Origin of the sequence: Stenotrophomonas sp. SRS1, from assembly GCF_026130205.1 — a bacterium.
Lineage (GTDB): Bacteria > Pseudomonadota > Gammaproteobacteria > Xanthomonadales > Xanthomonadaceae > Stenotrophomonas > Stenotrophomonas rhizophila_B.
This window is the reverse complement of record NZ_JAINFD010000003.1, coordinates 147,126-163,428: the sequence shown is the minus strand read 5'-3', so window position 1 is coordinate 163,428 and position 16,303 is coordinate 147,126. Positions and strand designations below refer to the sequence as shown.

Here is a 16,303-nt window from a genome sequence, read left to right as displayed (position 1 = left end):
CTTCGCAAGTGCCGGGAAGGCCGCTCATGGAGGGGCGCAGCGGCTAAAATGCCCTCCCGCCCCTGTTGCCCGGAACACTGCCATGTCCACGCTCGGTACGCCGCTGTCTCCTTCCGCCACCCGTGTGCTGCTGCTGGGATCCGGCGAACTCGGCAAGGAAGTCGCCATCGAGCTGCAGCGGCTGGGGGTGGAGGTGATCGCCGCCGACCGCTACGCCAACGCGCCGGCCATGCAGGTGGCACACCGTGCGCACGTGATCGACATGCTCGACGCGATGGCGCTGCGCGCGCTGATCGCACTGGAGAAGCCGCATCTGGTGGTGCCGGAGATCGAGGCGATCCATACCGAGACGCTGGTCCAGCTGGAACAGGAGCAGGGACTGCGGGTAGTGCCGACTGCGCGTGCGGCACGCCTGACCATGGATCGTGAAGGCATCCGCCGGCTCGCCGCCGAGACGCTGGGCCTGCCGACCTCACGGTACCGTTTCGTTGATACCGACGCCGAGTACCGCGCGGCGGTCGCCGCGATCGGGCTGCCGTGCGTGGTCAAGCCGGTGATGTCTTCCTCGGGCAAGGGCCAGAGCACGCTGCGCCAGGACGCCGACATCGCGCCGGCCTGGGAGTACGCGCAGACCGGTGGCCGCGCCGGTGCCGGGCGCTGCATCGTGGAGGGCTTCATCGACTTCGAATACGAAATCACCCTGCTGACCGTGCGTCATGCGGGCGGGACCTCGTTCTGTGCGCCGATCGGGCACTGGCAGAAAGACGGTGACTACCGCGAGAGCTGGCAGCCGCAGCCGATGTCGCCGCGTGCGCTGGCGCGGGCGGAGGAGATTTCGCAGGCGATCACCGATGAGCTGGGCGGCTGGGGGCTGTTCGGGGTCGAGCTGTTCGTGAAAGGCGACGATGTGTGGTTCAGCGAGGTATCGCCGCGGCCGCATGACACGGGTCTGGTGACGCTGGCGTCGCAGGAGTTGAGCGAGTTCGCGCTGCATGCGCGCGCGATCCTGGGGCTGCCGATTCCGGTGATCCGCCAGAGTGGTCCATCGGCGTCGTGCGCGATGTTGGCACACGGTGAGGGTGTGCCGTTCTTCAGCAATGTGGCCGCGGCGCTGGTGCATCCGGATTCGGCGCTGCGGTTGTTCGGCAAACCCAGTGTGCATGGGCATCGCCGGGTGGGCGTGACCTTGGCGCGGGGTGCGGATGTCGATGCGGCGCGGAAGATCGCGCGTGAGGCGGCTGAGGCGATCGGGATCGAGTTGCGGTCTTGAGCCGGGTTTGAGGCCGAAGCCGAAGCTGGGCGCCTTGGTTGCTGTCGGTGTGAGGCGATCGGGCAGCCCGATGCAGAACACGCCGTAAACCCATCCTTGGGGGCTCGTAGTGCGGCATCCATGCCGCACACGGTCCTTCATCGGGCTGCCCGATCACCTCTTCGTGGAAGGTCGGTTGTGCGGTTCGAACAGCGGAGCAAACGAAAAACGGCGAGCTTTGGCTCGCCGTTTTTCGTTGAGAGCGACGCGGGCTTTACTTCAGGTCGACCCACACCAGGTGGTGGTCGCTGCCGTCGGCAATCTTGGCTTCCGGGCTGTCGTTGGACGGCCAGAACACGCCGCTGCCGATGTAGCTGAAGCCGACCGAGGGCAGGACGTAGTCCAGGCGCATGGTGCCGGATTTCGGGCCGAAGTCGCCGGTGGCGTGGAAGGGCGCGCCTTTGCGGACGATGCCTTTTTCGGCGTAGGCCAGGCTGGTCTGTTCGGCGCCGACGCTGCGCGGGGTGGGGTAGCGCAGGACGCGGGGGTTTTCGATCAGTTCGACGATCGCTTCGTGGCGGCCGTCGCCGTCGGCCGGGTCGTTGTTGAGGTCGCCGAGGATGACGAAGCGCGCGTCCTGCGGAAGGCCGCCGCAGTGGCCGCGGTCATCGCACAGCCATGAGGTGTCGCGGTCCTTGAGGTAGTGCTGCCACAGGCGCAGTTCGTCGTGATTGCGGGCGGCGTTGCGCTTCTCCGGGCCGTCGAAGACCGGCGGGGTCGGGTGCGAGACCAAGGCGTGCACGGTGCCGTTCGGGGTGGTCACCGGGACGTCCCAATGCGATTTGGAGGACAGGCGCAGCTGCGACCAGACGTGGTCGTTGTAGAAGGATTTCCCGGTGCGCGGGTCGATCGGGCGCAGGGCGCCTGGCATCGTGCTCCACTTCAGCAGCTGGAAACTGCGGACCTTCGCTTCATCGATCGGGTAGCGCGACAGCACCAGCATGCCGTACTGGCCCGGGTGCAGGCCGTAGCCCCAGGCATCGTTGCCACGGGCGCGGCCTTCGCCGCCGATCTCGCCGTTGTTGTCCAGGTCCAGTCCGCTCTGCACGCCGGTGTTCACCGGGGCGAGGTAGCGATAGGCGTAATGCAGCGGTTCACCGCCGCCCGGCTGGGCGGCTTCCAGGTAGCGCTGCTGGAAGAGATCAGCGGCGCGATGGGCGTCGTCGTAATCGAACTCGTTGAGCAGGACCAGATCCGGGCGGACCTGCTGCAGGACGGCGGCAATCTTGCGCGCGTGTTCGCTGTCGCCTTCGAGCTCGGCGATCAGCCCGCCGGTCTCGTCGCTGTACAGGGAGGTGTTGTAGGTGGCGATCCGCAGCGGTGCGGAGGCGGTATCCGGCATGGCGGCGGTCTTGGCAGGGGTCTGGGCGCAGGCGCCGCAGAGCAGGGCCAGGGCAAGGATCAGGGGATGGGCTTTCATCCGCCTATTTTGCACCCGGCACGGTGTCAGTGTTGCGTCAGCGGCCGTCCAGTTCGTCATCGAAGGCGTGCCAGCGGCGGCCGTCATAGGCCTCCAGCGGGCGGAACCGGCGCTTGTAGTCCATTTTGCGGTGGTCGCGGATCCAGTAGCCCAAGTACAGGTGCGGCAGCTGCTCGCGCTGGGCCCAGGCGATCTGCTGCAGGATCGCGAAGGTACCCAGGCCGCGATGGGTGTGGTCCGGATCGAAGAAGGTGTAGACCGCCGACAGTCCTTGCGGGGTCACATCGGTCACGGCCACCCCGAGCAGCGGACCACGATGGCCGTCCTCGGCCGGGCCGCGGATTTCGATGAAACGCCCCTGCGACCAGCGCCCGATCAGGAACTGGTCGAACTCATGCGGGCCGTGCTCGTCCATGCCGCCCTGTGCGTGCCGATGGGACAGGTAACGGTGGTACAGCGCGAACTGCTCTTCGGTCTGTTCGGCCGCGACGATACGCACTTCCAGATCCGCGTTGCGGGCCAGGCAGCGGCGCTGGCTGCGGTCCGGTGCGAAGCGGGCCACAGGGATGCGCACGGCCACGCAGGCGTGGCAGTCGGCGCAGTGCGGGCGGTAGACCAGATCACCGGAGCGGCGGAAGCCCCAGCCCAGCGCCATTGGGTACAGCGTGCCCAGACGGGGATCGTTGGGGTCGAGCACCAGATCGCGTGCGGCCCGTTCCGGCCAGTAGCCACAGGGGTGGTCACCGGTCTGGAACAGTCGCAGCTCGTCGTCGCGGTCGCCGTGTATTGCCATGCCCACAGCATAGCCCCGTGCCGTCGCAGCCGGCGCGACTGTCTGCCAAATGAACACGGCCGGCCGGGCTGTCAACGGTGCTGGCGCCCACGCGTTGTTACCGGTGTGGGTGCCACGCACCGCACGCAGTTTCCCTCACAAACCGGAGTTACCCATGCGCAACCGCAAATCCCTCCTGCTGCTGGCCCTGCTGCTGTCCACCGGTGCTGCCGGCCTGGCGGTCGCTGCCGATACCCCCGCCGCCGCCGACAAGCCGGCCCGTGCCAAGCTGGACACCAACGGCGATGGCTTCATCGATCGCACCGAAGCGGCCAGGTCGCCGCGTCTGGCCGCGCAGTTCGACACGCTGGATGCCAACAAGGACGGCAAGCTGTCCCGTGAGGAACTGCCGCGCTGGCACGGCAAGCGCCACGGGCGTGGCCCGGGTGGGCATGGCGACTGGATGGCCAAGCTGGACACCAACAAGGACGGTCGCATCAGCCGCGAGGAAGCCAAGGCCGACCCGCGCCTGGCCGCGCGCTTCGATGCGATGGACGTCAACAAGGATGGTTACCTGGACAAGGCCGACCGCGAGCTGCGCATGAAGCAGCATCGTGATGCCTGGTTTGCCGCAGCCGATACCAACAAGGACGGCCAGCTGAGCAAGGCCGAGTTCGATGCCGCCAAGGGCCCGTTCGGTGGTCCGCGTGGCGATCATCGCGATGGCAAGCACCGCGATGGCAAGCCGCCGATGCCGCCGAAGGCACCGGCCGCGAAGTAAGCGGTACGAAGGTGTTGCACGAAAAAAAGCGCCGGTCGATGACCGGCGCTTTTTTTTAGATTCTGCCGTTCTTGTACATCGCCCAGACGATGGTGCCGACCACCAGCAGATTCATGACCCACAGTGCTTTGGGACCGTACAACGACTGATATTTCCAGTTCGCCCCGGTGCGCCCGTGGCGGGCCGCATCGCGCGCGATCATCGGCGCCATGATCCGCTGCAGCGGGACCAGGCACTGATAGTTGACGACGCCCAGGCCGATCGCCAGCGCCACGGCTGGCCAGTACCAGGCCAGGGGCAGGAAGCCCAGGGCGAACACGCCCATGCAGACCAGCATCGCAGTGAAGGTGCTGTAGTGGACGAACCTGCGGATCGCTGCGCGTTCGCCTTCGTTCTCGGCATACGAGAGCAGATAACGGCCGCCCAGGTAGCTCCCCAGCACGCCGCCGACCATGCTGCCGATGATCGCGCCCCAGGCGAGATCCGGCGGCAACACGTTTGTCTGGCTGGCCGCTGCCGTCAATGACCCCATTGCGGCACCGCCGGAGACACTGGCACCGCCCAGACCGAGCTTGCCGGTGCCCAGTCCGGTGCCCAGCAGGATCGCGGCACTGGCCGTACCGGGGGCGGCGACCAGCACCATCGATACGACGGTCGTGGCGAAGGCGGCACTGGGCGCGCTGCTGCGGGCGAAGTCGCTGAAGCGACGCAGCATCTCCTCACGGACGGTGGCACGTGCACGCGACAGGCGCTTGCGCACGGCGGCATCACTGAGCCCGAGCAGGTCGGCGACCTGCTGCGAGCTCTGGCCTTCGCGGTAATAGAGCAGCAGGGTTTCGCGGCTGTCCTCCGGCAGCGCCGAGATGATGTCTTCGGCGGCCAGTTCTTCCTCTACCCGTTGCAGATGATCCGGGGCACTGGGGCTGGGGTCGGCGGCCATGTTGATGGCGATCTCGGCGGCCTCGCCGGACAGGGGGCGGCCGCGGTTGGCGCGCAGCCAGTCACGGGCGAGGTTGCGGGTGATCTGGCGCAGCCACGGCAGGAAGCTGGCGTGGTTGTGCAGCTGGTTGAGCTGCTGCCAGGCCTTGATGAAGGCTTCCTGCGCGATGTCCTCGCTGGCATGCACATCGCGGGTGATCGCCAGCGCGATCGCGGTGACCGTGTTCTGGCAGGCCAGCACGATGCGTCCGTAGGACTGCTGGCAGCCGCCTGCGGCAGCGGGCAGCTCGCGTTCGAGCGTAGTGGTCAGCGGATGCGTCGTCATGATGTCCTCCCCCGGGGATGGTCCCATCATGACGCGTGCCGGTCCCGGATGTGACCGGGTAGTGCTGGCCGCTGGCCGGCTCTGCAGGCTTCCAACCGCACGAGGAGCCGGCCAGCGGCCGGCACTACCCTTTACTCGGTGGGCTGGATCCGGACCCGCACTTCCTCTTCTTCCGGCGGGGTGGCCGCCGGTGCGGTCGGCGACGCCGCCGGCTGCACGGCCGGTGCTGGTGCAGGCGCAACGACCGGGGTGCCGCGGTGGCGCATGACTACCACCATCGCCACAGCAGCGATCACCAGCAGCAGGCCGATGCGGATGCGCCAGGCCCAGTTGCGCGGTGCATCGTTCTGGGCGACCTCGTCGCGGAACGCGAACTGCGCGGTCGGGTGATCGCGGCGGGTGGTTTCGAGCAGGCGCGCATCGCGCAGGATCTCGCGGGCCCGGGGCTGGTCATCGGCATGCACCACCCACAGGGTCGGGTGGGTAGTGGCCTTTTCCTTGTCCAGATAGCTGAACTGGCTGCCGCGCTTGCTGTGGTACGAGCGTCCGTTGGTGATGCGCACTTCGATGCCGGCGTCGCGCAGCAGCTGGGCCACGCCTTCGACGGTTTCCACGCGCTGGCTGTTGAAGATCTGTCTCATGTCAGTCCTTGGCCGGCACGGCGGCGGCCGCGGCACTGTCGTCGACCACGCGGATCAGGCCTTCCTGCGCGGTACTGGCGACCAGGATGCCGTTGCGGGTGAAGAACTGGCCACGCGCCAGGCCACGCGAATCCTGCGCGCTGGGGCTGTCCAGCGAGTACAGCAGCCAATCGTCGGCGCGGAACGGGCGGTGGAACCAGATCGCATGGTCCAGCGAGGCCATCTGCACATGCGGCTGGTAGTAGCTGATGCCGTGCGGGAAGGTCGCGGTGCCGAGCAGGTGGAAGTCCGAGGCGTAGGCGAGCAGCGCCTGATGCAGCTCCGGGGCATCGCCGACGGTCTCGTTCAGGCGCAGCCAGACCTGGTGGTACGGCGGGCGCTTGGGCGGGTTGAGTTCGTCACGCGGGTAGACATGGCGGAACTCGAACGGGCCGCCGCGCGAGAGCCAGCGCTGCACCTTGATCGGCAGCCGATCCAGAACGGCCTGCGGCAGTGGCTGGTTCGGCTCGATGTCCTCCGGCTGCGGCACTTCCGGCATCTTGTGCTGGTGCTCGGCGCCGGTCTCGGCCTGCTGGAACGAAGCGGCGCAGAAGAAGATCACCTTGCCGTGCTGGATCGCGGTGACCCGGCGCACGGAGAAGCTGCCGCCATCGCGGGTGCGGTCCACGTCATAGACGATGGGGTGGTCGATGTTGCCGGCACGCAGGAAGTAGGCGTGCAGCGAATGCACGTGACGGCCGTTCTCGACCGTCTTCTGGGCGGCGGACAGCGCCTGGCCCAGCACCTGGCCGCCAAAAACGTACTTGGTGCCGATATCGCGGCTCTGGCCGCGGAACAGATTGTCTTCCAGGCGTTCGAGCGAGAGCAGGTCGATCAGCTCGGAAACGACGGGTTCGTGCGTGGCGGACAAGGGAAGCAACCTGGGGTGGGCGAACGCAAATTATAGGGTAGTGCCGGCCCATGGCCGGCAACCACGCACCACTTCGATCGTTCATTGCCTGGTTGCCGGCCAGCGGCCGGCACTACCGGGGCGTTGGCGTTTGCCGGGCTTCAGGCCTTGCCCAGCCTGGCCACCAGCCCCTGCAGCGCCTGCTGGGCGTCCGGGGCGTACCAGGCCTCGACGAAGCGGTCGAGCTGGATCAGGTCGGCGTGCAGGGCCTCGTGCAGGTCGGCGCGGGCGATGGCGCGGGTCAGCAGCATCGGCTGGCGGGGCAGCTTGAGCAGGCGCTGCAGCCACGCCACCGCCCGCGGGACTACCTGGGCGGCGTCGGCCAGTTCGTCCACCAGCCCGATCTCGAGCGCACGCTCTGCCGGCACCATCTCCCCGCCCACCAGCAGGGTGGTGGCCCGATGGTGGCCGACCACGCGGCGCATCAGGCGCTGGATGCCCTCCGGCGCGACCAGCCCGACTTGCACTTCGTTCAGGCCGATCACCGTGGGATGGGCGGCATCGGGGCTGCGGGCGATGATCCGGTAATCGCAGCACAGCGCCAGCACGCAGCCGCCGGCCGGCGCATGCCCGGTCATGGCGGCAACCACCGGCACGCGGCACTCGGCCAGGGTGCGCACGGCGCCGAAGAAGGCCTGCCAGCTGTCCAGCAGCTTGTGTTTGTCATCGCCGTGGCCGAGCAGGTGTGGCACATCCATGCCGGCGCTGAAGATGCGCTCGCTGCCGGACAGCACGATGCCGTGCACGTCATCGGACATGGCCTGGTTGATTGCGTGGATCAGATGCCGGCACAGCTCGGTGTCCAACGCGTTGACCGGCGGCCTGGCCAGCCGCAGTTCGCGGATGGGGCCATGGTTGATCACCTCGATGAGCGTCGTCATGCTGCAGTCTCGTTGCGGACAGGGAACGAAGCCGATGATAACCAAACCATTCGTGTGCGTATTGTTGGGGCTGTGTGCGCTCGCAACATCAGCCGTGGCCGCAGCGCCGGCCTGTGTGTCACTGCGCGAGGGGTGGGTACGCTTGCCGCCGGGCGCGATGCCGATGGCGGCCGGCTACGGCCAGATCCGCAATGACTGCCGCGAGGCGGTAGTGGTGGTCGCCGCCGGCAGCAAGGCGTTCGGCGAGGTGTCGCTGCACGAAACCACGCTGGTCGACGGCGTCAGCCGCATGCGCGCGGTGGAACGCCTGCCGATCGCGGCAGGCGCAACGGTCGCGCTCAAACCCGGCGGACTGCATCTGATGCTGATGCAGCCGGAGGTAGCACTGAAGGAAGGCGCACAGCTGCCGTTGCGGCTGAGCCTGGAAGATGGGCGCAAGGTGGATGGAACGTTGCAGGTGCGCAGCGCGGTACCGTAAGGCCCCATGGGGTATGGAACGGTAGTGCCGGCCGCTGGCCGGCACCCATGCACATCCGTCCGGCGTCATGAGGTTGCCGGCCAGCGGCCGGCACTACCCCTCAGGTGGACGCGGTGCGGATCGCCTCGGGCAACGGCGCGCTCTTGCCGGTCTGCGTATCCATCCAGACCACCACCACGTTGCCATCCGAGTACAGCGTGCTGTCGTTCTTCTCGTCCACGATGCGGTGGCCGATGGTCACGCTGCTGTTGCCGAGACGCTCGACGAACAGCTCCACCACGATGTCGTTGGGCCACACGATCGGCAGGCGATAGTTGACGTTGGTCGCCGCCACCACCGGTGCGATCCGGTCGGTCATCGAAACGCCCTCCACCCCCAGCATCCAGCGCACGCGCGCTTCTTCCAGGTAGGAGATGTACTTGGCGTTGTTCACGTGGCCCATGCTGTCCATGTCGCGCCAGCGGACGCTGATCGGCACGCGGGCGAGGATCTTGTGCTCGTTGCTCATGCGGTCTTCTTCTTGGTCTTGCTGGGGGATTTGGTCGCGGCGGTCTTGCGCACGGCCTTCTTCGGTTCCGGCTTGGCCTTGCGCGGCGGGCGGGCGTCGGGTTTGTTGGCCACGGCCGCCGGCTGTTCCGGGCGCGCGCTGGTGGAGGGCAGCATCTTGGCCAGGAACTGGCCGGTGTACGAGGTCGGGCAGGCCGCCACGTCTTCGGGCGTACCGGTGACCAGGATGGTGCCACCGCGATGGCCGCCTTCCGGACCCAGATCAACGATCCAGTCGGCGGTCTTGATCACGTCCAGGTTGTGCTCGATCACCACCACCGTGTTGCCTTCGTCGCGCAGCTTGTGCAGCACGCCGAGCAGCGCTTCGATGTCGTGGAAATGCAGGCCGGTGGTCGGCTCATCCAGGATGTACAGCGTGCGCCCGGTATCGCGGCGCGACAGTTCCTTGGACAGCTTCACGCGCTGCGCTTCACCGCCGGACAGCGTGGTCGCGCTCTGGCCGAGCTTGATGTAGCTCAGGCCCACATCGACCAGCGTTTCCAGCTTGCGCGCGATGCTCGGCACCGGTTCGAAGAGCTTCAGCGCATCTTCGACGGTCATCTGCAGCACGTCGTTGATGTTGTAACCCTTGTAAAGGATCTCCAGCGTTTCGCGGTTGTAGCGCTTGCCGTGGCAGACATCGCAGGGCACGTACACGTCCGGCAGGAAGTGCATTTCGACCTTGATCAGGCCATCGCCCTGGCACGCTTCGCAGCGGCCGCCGCGCACGTTGAAGCTGAAACGGCCCGGCGAATAGCCGCGCGCACGCGCTTCGGGGACCTGCGCGTACAGCTCGCGCAGCGGCGTGAACAGACCGGTGTAGGTGGCCGGGTTCGAGCGCGGGGTGCGGCCGATCGGCGACTGGTCGATGTCCACCACCTTGTCGAACAGATCCAGCCCGTCCACTTCCTTGTAGGGGGCGATCGGGTGCGAGGAGCCGTTGATCTCGTTGGCGGCCAGCGAGAACAGGGTGTCGTTGATCAGGGTCGACTTGCCCGAGCCGGACACGCCGGTGATGCAGGTCAGCAGGCCGGACGGAATGTCCAGGTCCACGCCCTTGAGGTTGTTGCCGCTGGCACCGCGCAGGTGCAGGGTCATCTTCGGGTTGGGCTTGTGCCGGCGCGCCGGGATCTCGATGGCGCGCTTGCCCGACAGGTACTGGCCGGTCAGCGAACGCGGCGCATCCAGGATGTCCTGCAGCGTGCCCTGGCCCACGATCTCGCCGCCGTGCACACCCGCGCCCGGACCGATGTCCAGCACGTAGTCGGCCAGGCGGATCGCGTCTTCGTCATGCTCGACCACGATCACCGTGTTGCCGAGGTCGCGCAGGCGGGTCAGGGTACCGAGCAGGCGCTCGTTGTCGCGCTGGTGCAGGCCGATCGACGGCTCATCCAGCACGTACATCACGCCGACCAGCCCGGCACCGATCTGCGAGGCCAGCCGGATGCGCTGGGCTTCACCACCGGACAGGGTGTCGGCCTTGCGCTCCAGGGTCAGGTAATCCAGGCCGACGTCGACCAGGAAGCCAAGCCGTTCGCCGATCTCCTTGACGATCTTGCCGGCGATCTCGCCGCGCCAGCCGGGCAGGGTCATGCTGCTGAAGAACTTCAGCGCATCGTCGATCGGCATCACCACCAGTTCCGGCAGCGCACGGTCGGCCACGAACACATTGCGCGCGGCCTTGTTCAGGCGCTGGCCCTGGCACTCGGGGCAGTTGCGCTCGCTGATGTACTTGGCCAGCTCTTCGCGCACCGCCGAGGATTCGGTCTCTTTATAGCGGCGTTCGAGGTTGGGAATGATGCCCTCGAAGCGATGCTTGCGCTGGGTGCGGCCACCGGCTTCGGTGAAGTAGGTGAACGTGATCGTTTCATCGCCGCTGCCGTACAGCACCGCCTGGCGCACGTCCTCGGGCAGGCTCTGCCAAGGGGCGTCGGTGTCGAACTTGTAGTGCTTGGCCAGCGAGGCGATCAGCTGGAAGTAGTACGCATTGCGGCGGTCCCAGCCGCGCACGGCACCGGCCGAGAGCGACAGCTCCGGGTGCACCACCACGCGCGAGGGATCGAAGAACTCGGCCATGCCCAGGCCATCGCAGCCCGGGCAGGCGCCGACCGGCGAGTTGAACGAGAACAGGCGCGGTTCCAGCTCCGGCAGCGAGTAGTCGCAGACCGGGCAGCTGTACTTGGATGAGAACAGGTGCGCAGGCGCATCCTCCACATCCAGCGACTGCACCGAGACCATGCCGTCGCCCAGCTTCAGCGCGGTTTCAAAGCTCTCGGCCAGGCGCTGCTTGATGTCCTCGCGCGGGCGGAAGCGGTCGATCACCGCTTCGATGGTGTGCTTCTGGCGCAGGGCCAGCGGCGGCACCGCGTCGATTTCATGCAGCTGGCCGTCCACCCGCACGCGCACATAACCCTGCGCGCGCAGCTGGTCGAACACCTGGGCGTGCTCGCCCTTGCGCTCGCGGATCACCGGGGCCAGCAGCATGTAGCGCTGTTCGGCATCCAGGGTCAGCACGTGGTCGACCATCTGGCTGACGGTCTGCGCTTCCAGCGGGTAGCCGTGGTCCGGGCAGCGCGGGCTGCCGACGCGGGCGTACAGCAGGCGCAGGTAGTCGTAGATCTCGGTGATCGTGCCGACGGTCGAGCGCGGGTTGTGCGAGGTCGACTTCTGCTCGATCGAGATCGCCGGGGACAGACCCTCGATGTGGTCCAGGTCCGGCTTTTCCATCACGCTGAGGAACTGGCGGGCATAGGCCGACAGCGACTCCACGTAACGACGCTGGCCTTCGGCGTAAATGGTGTCGAACGCCAACGAGGACTTGCCCGAGCCGGACAGGCCGGTGATGACAATCAGCTTGTCGCGGGGCAGGTCGAGATCGATGTTCTTGAGATTGTGCGTCCGCGCGCCGCGGATGCGGATGAAATCCATCGCCATGGGGGATCCGTTGTGGGGCTTCGGCTCAGGGAGCCGGCAAGCGGGTGGGGCAATCGGAAACGGCAATCGGTCAGCCTACCGAGCTTGGGATTTGGGGGCAATCGCGGACTTTGCCACCCCCATGTCTCATTCCCTGAGACCCCGCCAGCCGGTTTCCTGAACCGTATTCAGCCAAATCCGGGTCAGAGCAGGGGGTGGGTTGACCCGAAGTGGTTGAAGTCATTAAAATTCCGCTTCTGTCCGCCCTCGATGGCGGCAGTCCATAGACCACAATAACTACAGAGGAAGTCTGGTCATGTACGCAGTACTGGTAACCGGCGGTAAGCAATACCGCGTGGCGCAGGGCGAAACGCTCCGCGTTGAAAAGCTCGAAGTCGAAGTCGGCAACGAGATCAAGTTCGACAACATCCTGATGCTGGGCGACAGCGATGGCATCAAGCTGGGCGACGCGCTGAGCGGCGCTTCGGTCACTGCCAAGGTCGTGTGCCAGGGTCGTGCCGACAAGGTCCGGATCATCAAGTTCCGTCGCCGTAAGCACCACATGAAGCGTCAGGGTCACCGTCAGTACTACACCGAAATCGAGATCACCGGCATTGCCGGTGGCAGCAAGTAATAAGGAGAAGCAGTCATGGCACATAAGAAGGGCGTAGGCTCATCGCGCAACGGTCGCGACTCCAACCCGAAGTACCTCGGCGTCAAGATCTTCGGTGGCCAGGCCATCGATGCCGGCAACATCATCGTGCGTCAGCGTGGCACCCAGTTCCATCCGGGTACCGGCGTTGGCCTCGGCCGTGACCACACCCTGTTCGCGCTCGTCGACGGCAAGGTGGAGTTCTCGGTCAAGGGCCCGAAGAAGCGTCGTACCGTCAGCGTCGTCGCCGAAGCCTGATCTTCAGCGGTACGCAGGCGCCCACGCCACGGCGTGGGGTCGCTGACGAAAGCCCCGCTTCGGCGGGGTTTTTCGTTGGTATCAACTATCGGGCGGGACATTTCCCGCCGCCGGCCCTGGATCGTACCGGGGCCGTTAGACTCTGCGGTGGGGTGCACCTCGCGCCCGCCGCCTCCAGATTGGCATCCAGAATCATGAAACTTGTAGACGAAGCAGAAATCCAGGTGATCGCCGGCAATGGCGGCAACGGCTGCATCGGTTTCCGTCGCGAGAAGTTCATTCCGCTGGGCGGGCCGGACGGTGGCGACGGCGGTAATGGCGGCAGCGTGTGGATCCGCGCCGACGAGAACCTCAACACCCTGGTCGATTTCCGCCATGACCGCATCTTCAAGGCGCAGCGCGGCGAGAACGGCATGGGCCGCCAGGCCTATGGCAAGGGCGGCGAAGATCTGGTCATCACCGTGCCGATCGGCACCGTGATCATGAACGTCAGCACCGATGAAGTGATCGGCGATCTGACCAGTCATGGTGACCGCCTGCTGGTGGCCAAGGGTGGCCGCGGCGGCCTGGGCAACATGCATTTCAAGAGCTCCACCAACCGCTCGCCGCGCCAGGCGCTGCCGGGCGAAGAGGGTGAAGAGCGCCTGCTGAAGTTGGAGCTGAAGCTGCTGGCCGACGTCGGCCTGCTGGGCTTCCCGAATGCCGGCAAGAGCACCCTGATCCGCGCCGTGTCCGCGGCGACCCCGAAGGTGGCCGATTACCCGTTCACCACGCTGTACCCCAATCTGGGCGTCGTGCGCGTGGAGAACTACCGCAGCTTCGTGATCGCCGACATTCCCGGCCTGATCGAAGGTGCGGCCGATGGCGCCGGGCTGGGCGCGCAGTTCCTGCGCCACCTGCAGCGCACCCGCCTGCTGCTGCACCTCGTGGATATCTCCCCGATGGAAGGCGGCGTGGAAGGTGTCTCGCCGATCGAGCAGGTCCGTGCGATCGAGCGCGAGCTGGAAAAGCACGATCCGGAGCTGCTGGACAAGCCGCGCTGGCTGGTGCTGAACAAGGCTGACCTGATGTTCGAGGACGAGGCCAAGGCCGCCGCCGAGAAGATCGTCGCCGAACTGGGCTGGACCCAGCCGTGGTACCTGGTCTCGGCGCTGGGCCGCGAAGGCACCTGGCCGATCATGAACAACGTGATGGCCTTCTTCGACCGCCAGAAGGAAGACGAGGCGCAAGCGCGCGATGCGTACTGAGCGCACCCGCGCGCCCCTGAGAAACCCGGCTCCGGCCGGGTTTTTCTGTGGTGCTGCCATTTCGGGATCGCAGGCAACAAAAAACCCGGCCGGGGCCGGGTTTTTTTCTGCGGCTGGATCGAAGCCACGCGGGGCGTGGCTCTACGACACCCGCAGCGCCGTATCAGGCGGCCTTGATGGCCTTGATGCGCGCGGTCAGGCGGCTCTTATGGCGAGCAGCCTTGTTCTTGTGGATCAGACCACGCGAGCTGAAACGGTCGAGGATCGGCTGGGCAACAGCGAAGGCTGCCTCGGCGCCGGCGGCGTCATTGGCATCCAGAGCCTTGATCACCTTCTTGACAGCGGTGCGCAGCATCGAACGCTGAGCCGTATTGCGCGCGTTGCGCACGACGGTCTGCTTGGCGCGCTTCTTGGCGGACTTGATATTGGCCACAGTGGTGGTTTCCTGAAAAATCGGTGTAATGGGAACAGCAAGCTGGAAAGTATGATGGCTCGAAAAATGTACGTCAAGTCAATTGTCAAGAGGGAACACGGGTGAGTTCACCAAGGATGTTGCGGGGCCTGCTGTCTTTCAGCAGCATGACCATGATTTCGCGGGTGTTGGGGCTGGTTCGCGACCTGGTCATCACCACCACGTTCGGCACCAATGCGGTGACCGATGCCTTCTGGGTCGCCTTCCGGGTGCCCAATTTCCTGCGCCGGCTGTTCGCCGAGGGCTCGTTCGCCACCGCGTTCGTCCCGGTGTTCACGGAGGTGAAGGAAACCCGCTCGCATGCCGAACTGCGCGAACTGATGGCGCGGGTGGCCGGCACGCTGGGCGGGGTGTTGCTGCTGGTCACCGCGCTGGCGCTGATCTTCGCGCCGCAGCTGGCGACCCTGTTCTCCAGTGGGGTGGATACCGACCCGGCCAAGCATGGCCTGCTGGTGGACCTGTTCCGGTTGACCTTCCCGTTCCTGCTGTTCGTCTCGCTGACCGCGCTGGCGGGCGGGGCGCTCAACAGTTTCCAGAAATTCGCGATGCCCGCGCTGACCCCGGTCATCCTCAACCTGTGCATGATCGCCGGTGCGTTGTGGCTGGCCCCGCGGCTGGGCGGCACCCCGGAGAAGCAGATCCTGGCGCTGGGCTGGGCGGTGCTGGCGGCCGGCCTGCTGCAGCTGCTGTTCCAGCTGCCCTCGCTGAAGGGCATCAACCTGCTGACCCTGCCGCGCTGGGGCTGGCGGCATCCGGGGGTGCGCAAGGTGCTGACCCTGATGGTGCCGACCCTGTTCGGCTCCTCGATCGCGCAGATCAACCTGCTGCTGGATACGGTGATCGCCGCCAAGCTGACCGACGGCTCGCAGTCCTGGCTGTCGCTGGCCGACCGCTTCCTGGAACTGCCGCTGGGCGTGTTCGGTGTGGCGCTGGGCACGGTGATCCTGCCGGCGCTGGCCCGCCACCATGTCAGTACCGACAAGGCCGGCTTCTCCAGTGCGCTGGACTGGGGCCTGCGCACGACGCTGTTGATCGCCATCCCCGCCATGCTGGGCCTGCTGCTGCTGGCCGAGCCGCTGATCGCCACCGTGTTCCAGTACGGCCGCTTCACCGCCTTCGATACCCGCATGACCGCGCTGTCGGTGTACGGCCTGAGCTTCGCCCTGCCGGCCTTCGCGCTGCTGAAAGTGGTGCTGCCGGCCTTCTATGCCCGCCAGGACACCCGCACCCCGGTCCGCGCCGGTGTGGTCGCGCTGGTGGCCAATATGGTCTTCAACGTCATCCTGCTGGCCGTGCTGTACCACGTGATGGTGCCGGAGGCGCTGAAAGCGCAGGGCGTCTGGGTCGCGTTGGGCAAGCAGCCGGGCCTGCATCTCGCGCTGGGTATCGCCAGTGCGCTGTCCAGTTATCTGAACCTGGGCCTGCTCTGGTATTGGCTGGGCAAGACCGATGTCTACCAGCCCAAGGCGGGCTGGGGCGGCTATGTCACCAAGCTGGGGCTGGCCTGCCTGGCGATGGTGGCGGTGCTGCTGGGCCTGCGCTACGGGATGGCGGACTTCACCGGCATGGATAAATGGCACCGCATCGGCAACCTCGCGCTGCTGGTCGGCGGTGGCGGTCTGACCTATCTGGTGGCCCTGGTTGCCATGGGCTTCCGCCCGCGCCACCTGCGGGAGCATTGATCCGGGGGCAGCCCGGCTATACTTCATGGCTATCTCTT

Annotated in this window: 16 protein-coding genes; 7 read left to right on the top strand and 9 right to left on the bottom strand. The window is 66.5% G+C overall.

Annotated features, from left to right (window positions below):
* Positions 1-82: 82 nt before the first annotated feature.
* Positions 83-1,270, top strand: coding sequence for a formate-dependent phosphoribosylglycinamide formyltransferase (purT, locus tag K4043_RS11400; RefSeq protein ID WP_265309409.1), 1,188 nt, complete (start codon positions 83-85; stop codon positions 1,268-1,270).
* Positions 1,271-1,523: 253 nt separating this feature from the next.
* Here the strand turns inward: purT and K4043_RS11395 are convergent, their stop codons facing one another.
* Positions 1,524-2,729, bottom strand: coding sequence for an endonuclease/exonuclease/phosphatase family protein (locus tag K4043_RS11395; RefSeq protein WP_265309408.1), 1,206 nt, complete (start codon positions 2,727-2,729; stop codon positions 1,524-1,526).
* A gap of 37 nt (positions 2,730-2,766) precedes the next feature.
* Positions 2,767-3,522, bottom strand: a complete 756-nt coding sequence (locus K4043_RS11390; protein ID WP_265309407.1) for an arginyltransferase — start codon at positions 3,520-3,522, stop codon at positions 2,767-2,769.
* A 154-nt stretch (positions 3,523-3,676) separates the two neighbouring features.
* Between K4043_RS11390 and K4043_RS11385 the strand changes: the two genes are divergently transcribed.
* Complete coding sequence (locus K4043_RS11385; protein WP_265309406.1) at positions 3,677-4,282, top strand: EF-hand domain-containing protein; 606 nt, start codon at positions 3,677-3,679, stop codon at positions 4,280-4,282.
* A 55-nt stretch (positions 4,283-4,337) separates the two neighbouring features.
* Here K4043_RS11385 and K4043_RS11380 read toward each other — a convergent pair whose 3' ends face one another.
* The 4 genes from K4043_RS11380 to K4043_RS11365 all read right to left on the bottom strand — a co-directional run bounded on the left by K4043_RS11380 (position 4,338) and on the right by K4043_RS11365 (position 8,017).
* Complete coding sequence (locus K4043_RS11380; protein ID WP_123728659.1) at positions 4,338-5,546, bottom strand: sigma-70 family RNA polymerase sigma factor; 1,209 nt, start codon at positions 5,544-5,546, stop codon at positions 4,338-4,340.
* Positions 5,547-5,677: 131 nt separating this feature from the next.
* Complete coding sequence (locus tag K4043_RS11375; protein WP_123728660.1) at positions 5,678-6,187, bottom strand: DUF2007 domain-containing protein; 510 nt, start codon at positions 6,185-6,187, stop codon at positions 5,678-5,680.
* A gap of 1 nt (position 6,188) precedes the next feature.
* A complete protein-coding gene (gene tesB / locus K4043_RS11370; protein ID WP_088432131.1) occupies positions 6,189-7,097 on the bottom strand; it encodes an acyl-CoA thioesterase II in 909 nt (302 codons plus the stop codon).
* A gap of 140 nt (positions 7,098-7,237) precedes the next feature.
* Positions 7,238-8,017 carry an enoyl-CoA hydratase/isomerase family protein gene (locus tag K4043_RS11365; RefSeq protein WP_265309405.1) on the bottom strand — a complete coding sequence of 260 codons (780 nt, stop codon included), beginning with the start codon at positions 8,015-8,017 and terminating at the stop codon, positions 7,238-7,240.
* Positions 8,018-8,051: 34 nt separating this feature from the next.
* Here K4043_RS11365 and K4043_RS11360 point away from each other — a divergent pair, with 34 nt between their 5' ends.
* Entirely contained in the window at positions 8,052-8,495 is a 444-nt protein-coding gene (locus tag K4043_RS11360) for a copper chaperone PCu(A)C (RefSeq protein WP_265309404.1), read from the top strand.
* A 100-nt stretch (positions 8,496-8,595) separates the two neighbouring features.
* On the opposite strand, the gene K4043_RS11355 is transcribed toward K4043_RS11360, so the two are convergent.
* Together K4043_RS11355 and uvrA are read right to left on the bottom strand one after the other, a co-directional pair.
* Positions 8,596-9,003 (bottom strand): thioesterase family protein, encoded by a 408-nt coding sequence (locus K4043_RS11355; protein ID WP_265309403.1) that lies wholly within the window; start codon positions 9,001-9,003, stop codon positions 8,596-8,598.
* Complete coding sequence (gene uvrA, locus K4043_RS11350) at positions 9,000-11,975, bottom strand: excinuclease ABC subunit UvrA (RefSeq protein ID WP_123728665.1); 2,976 nt, start codon at positions 11,973-11,975, stop codon at positions 9,000-9,002. The genes K4043_RS11355 and uvrA overlap by 4 nt, the downstream gene beginning before the upstream one ends.
* 295 nt (positions 11,976-12,270) lie before the next feature.
* Between uvrA and rplU the strand changes: the two genes are divergently transcribed.
* The 3 genes from rplU to obgE all read left to right on the top strand — a co-directional run bounded on the left by rplU (position 12,271) and on the right by obgE (position 14,111).
* A complete protein-coding gene (gene rplU, locus K4043_RS11345; RefSeq protein WP_265309402.1) occupies positions 12,271-12,588 on the top strand; it encodes a 50S ribosomal protein L21 in 318 nt (105 codons plus the stop codon).
* A 15-nt stretch (positions 12,589-12,603) separates the two neighbouring features.
* Positions 12,604-12,864 carry a 50S ribosomal protein L27 gene (gene rpmA, locus K4043_RS11340; RefSeq protein WP_019184517.1) on the top strand — a complete coding sequence of 87 codons (261 nt, stop codon included), beginning with the start codon at positions 12,604-12,606 and terminating at the stop codon, positions 12,862-12,864.
* Between the two features lie 194 nt (positions 12,865-13,058).
* Entirely contained in the window at positions 13,059-14,111 is a 1,053-nt protein-coding gene (obgE, locus tag K4043_RS11335) for a GTPase ObgE (RefSeq protein WP_088432136.1), read from the top strand.
* Positions 14,112-14,274: 163 nt separating this feature from the next.
* On the opposite strand, the gene rpsT is transcribed toward obgE, so the two are convergent.
* Complete coding sequence (rpsT, locus tag K4043_RS11330) at positions 14,275-14,544, bottom strand: 30S ribosomal protein S20 (protein WP_019184515.1); 270 nt, start codon at positions 14,542-14,544, stop codon at positions 14,275-14,277.
* Positions 14,545-14,660: 116 nt separating this feature from the next.
* Here rpsT and murJ point away from each other — a divergent pair, with 116 nt between their 5' ends.
* Positions 14,661-16,265 (top strand): murein biosynthesis integral membrane protein MurJ, encoded by a 1,605-nt coding sequence (gene murJ / locus K4043_RS11325; protein WP_265309401.1) that lies wholly within the window; start codon positions 14,661-14,663, stop codon positions 16,263-16,265.
* Positions 16,266-16,303: the final 38 nt, after the last annotated feature.

What these genes read in the sequence shown, in the direction of transcription:
- purT (WP_265309409.1), top strand. Translation starts at nt 83, where the DNA reads ATGTCCACGCTCGGTACGCCGCTGTCTCCTTCCGCCACCCGTGTGCTG.
- K4043_RS11395 (WP_265309408.1), bottom strand. Translation starts at nt 2,729, where the DNA reads ATGAAAGCCCATCCCCTGATCCTTGCCCTGGCCCTGCTCTGCGGCGCC.
- K4043_RS11390 (WP_265309407.1), bottom strand. Translation starts at nt 3,522, where the DNA reads ATGGCAATACACGGCGACCGCGACGACGAGCTGCGACTGTTCCAGACC.
- K4043_RS11385 (WP_265309406.1), top strand. Translation starts at nt 3,677, where the DNA reads ATGCGCAACCGCAAATCCCTCCTGCTGCTGGCCCTGCTGCTGTCCACC.
- K4043_RS11380 (WP_123728659.1), bottom strand. Translation starts at nt 5,546, where the DNA reads ATGACGACGCATCCGCTGACCACTACGCTCGAACGCGAGCTGCCCGCT.
- K4043_RS11375 (WP_123728660.1), bottom strand. Translation starts at nt 6,187, where the DNA reads ATGAGACAGATCTTCAACAGCCAGCGCGTGGAAACCGTCGAAGGCGTG.
- K4043_RS11365 (WP_265309405.1), bottom strand. Translation starts at nt 8,017, where the DNA reads ATGACGACGCTCATCGAGGTGATCAACCATGGCCCCATCCGCGAACTG.
- K4043_RS11360 (WP_265309404.1), top strand. Translation starts at nt 8,052, where the DNA reads ATGATAACCAAACCATTCGTGTGCGTATTGTTGGGGCTGTGTGCGCTC.
- K4043_RS11355 (WP_265309403.1), bottom strand. Translation starts at nt 9,003, where the DNA reads ATGAGCAACGAGCACAAGATCCTCGCCCGCGTGCCGATCAGCGTCCGC.
- uvrA (WP_123728665.1), bottom strand. Translation starts at nt 11,975, where the DNA reads ATGGCGATGGATTTCATCCGCATCCGCGGCGCGCGGACGCACAATCTC.
- rplU (WP_265309402.1), top strand. Translation starts at nt 12,271, where the DNA reads ATGTACGCAGTACTGGTAACCGGCGGTAAGCAATACCGCGTGGCGCAG.
- rpmA (WP_019184517.1), top strand. Translation starts at nt 12,604, where the DNA reads ATGGCACATAAGAAGGGCGTAGGCTCATCGCGCAACGGTCGCGACTCC.
- obgE (WP_088432136.1), top strand. Translation starts at nt 13,059, where the DNA reads ATGAAACTTGTAGACGAAGCAGAAATCCAGGTGATCGCCGGCAATGGC.
- murJ (WP_265309401.1), top strand. Translation starts at nt 14,661, where the DNA reads ATGTTGCGGGGCCTGCTGTCTTTCAGCAGCATGACCATGATTTCGCGG.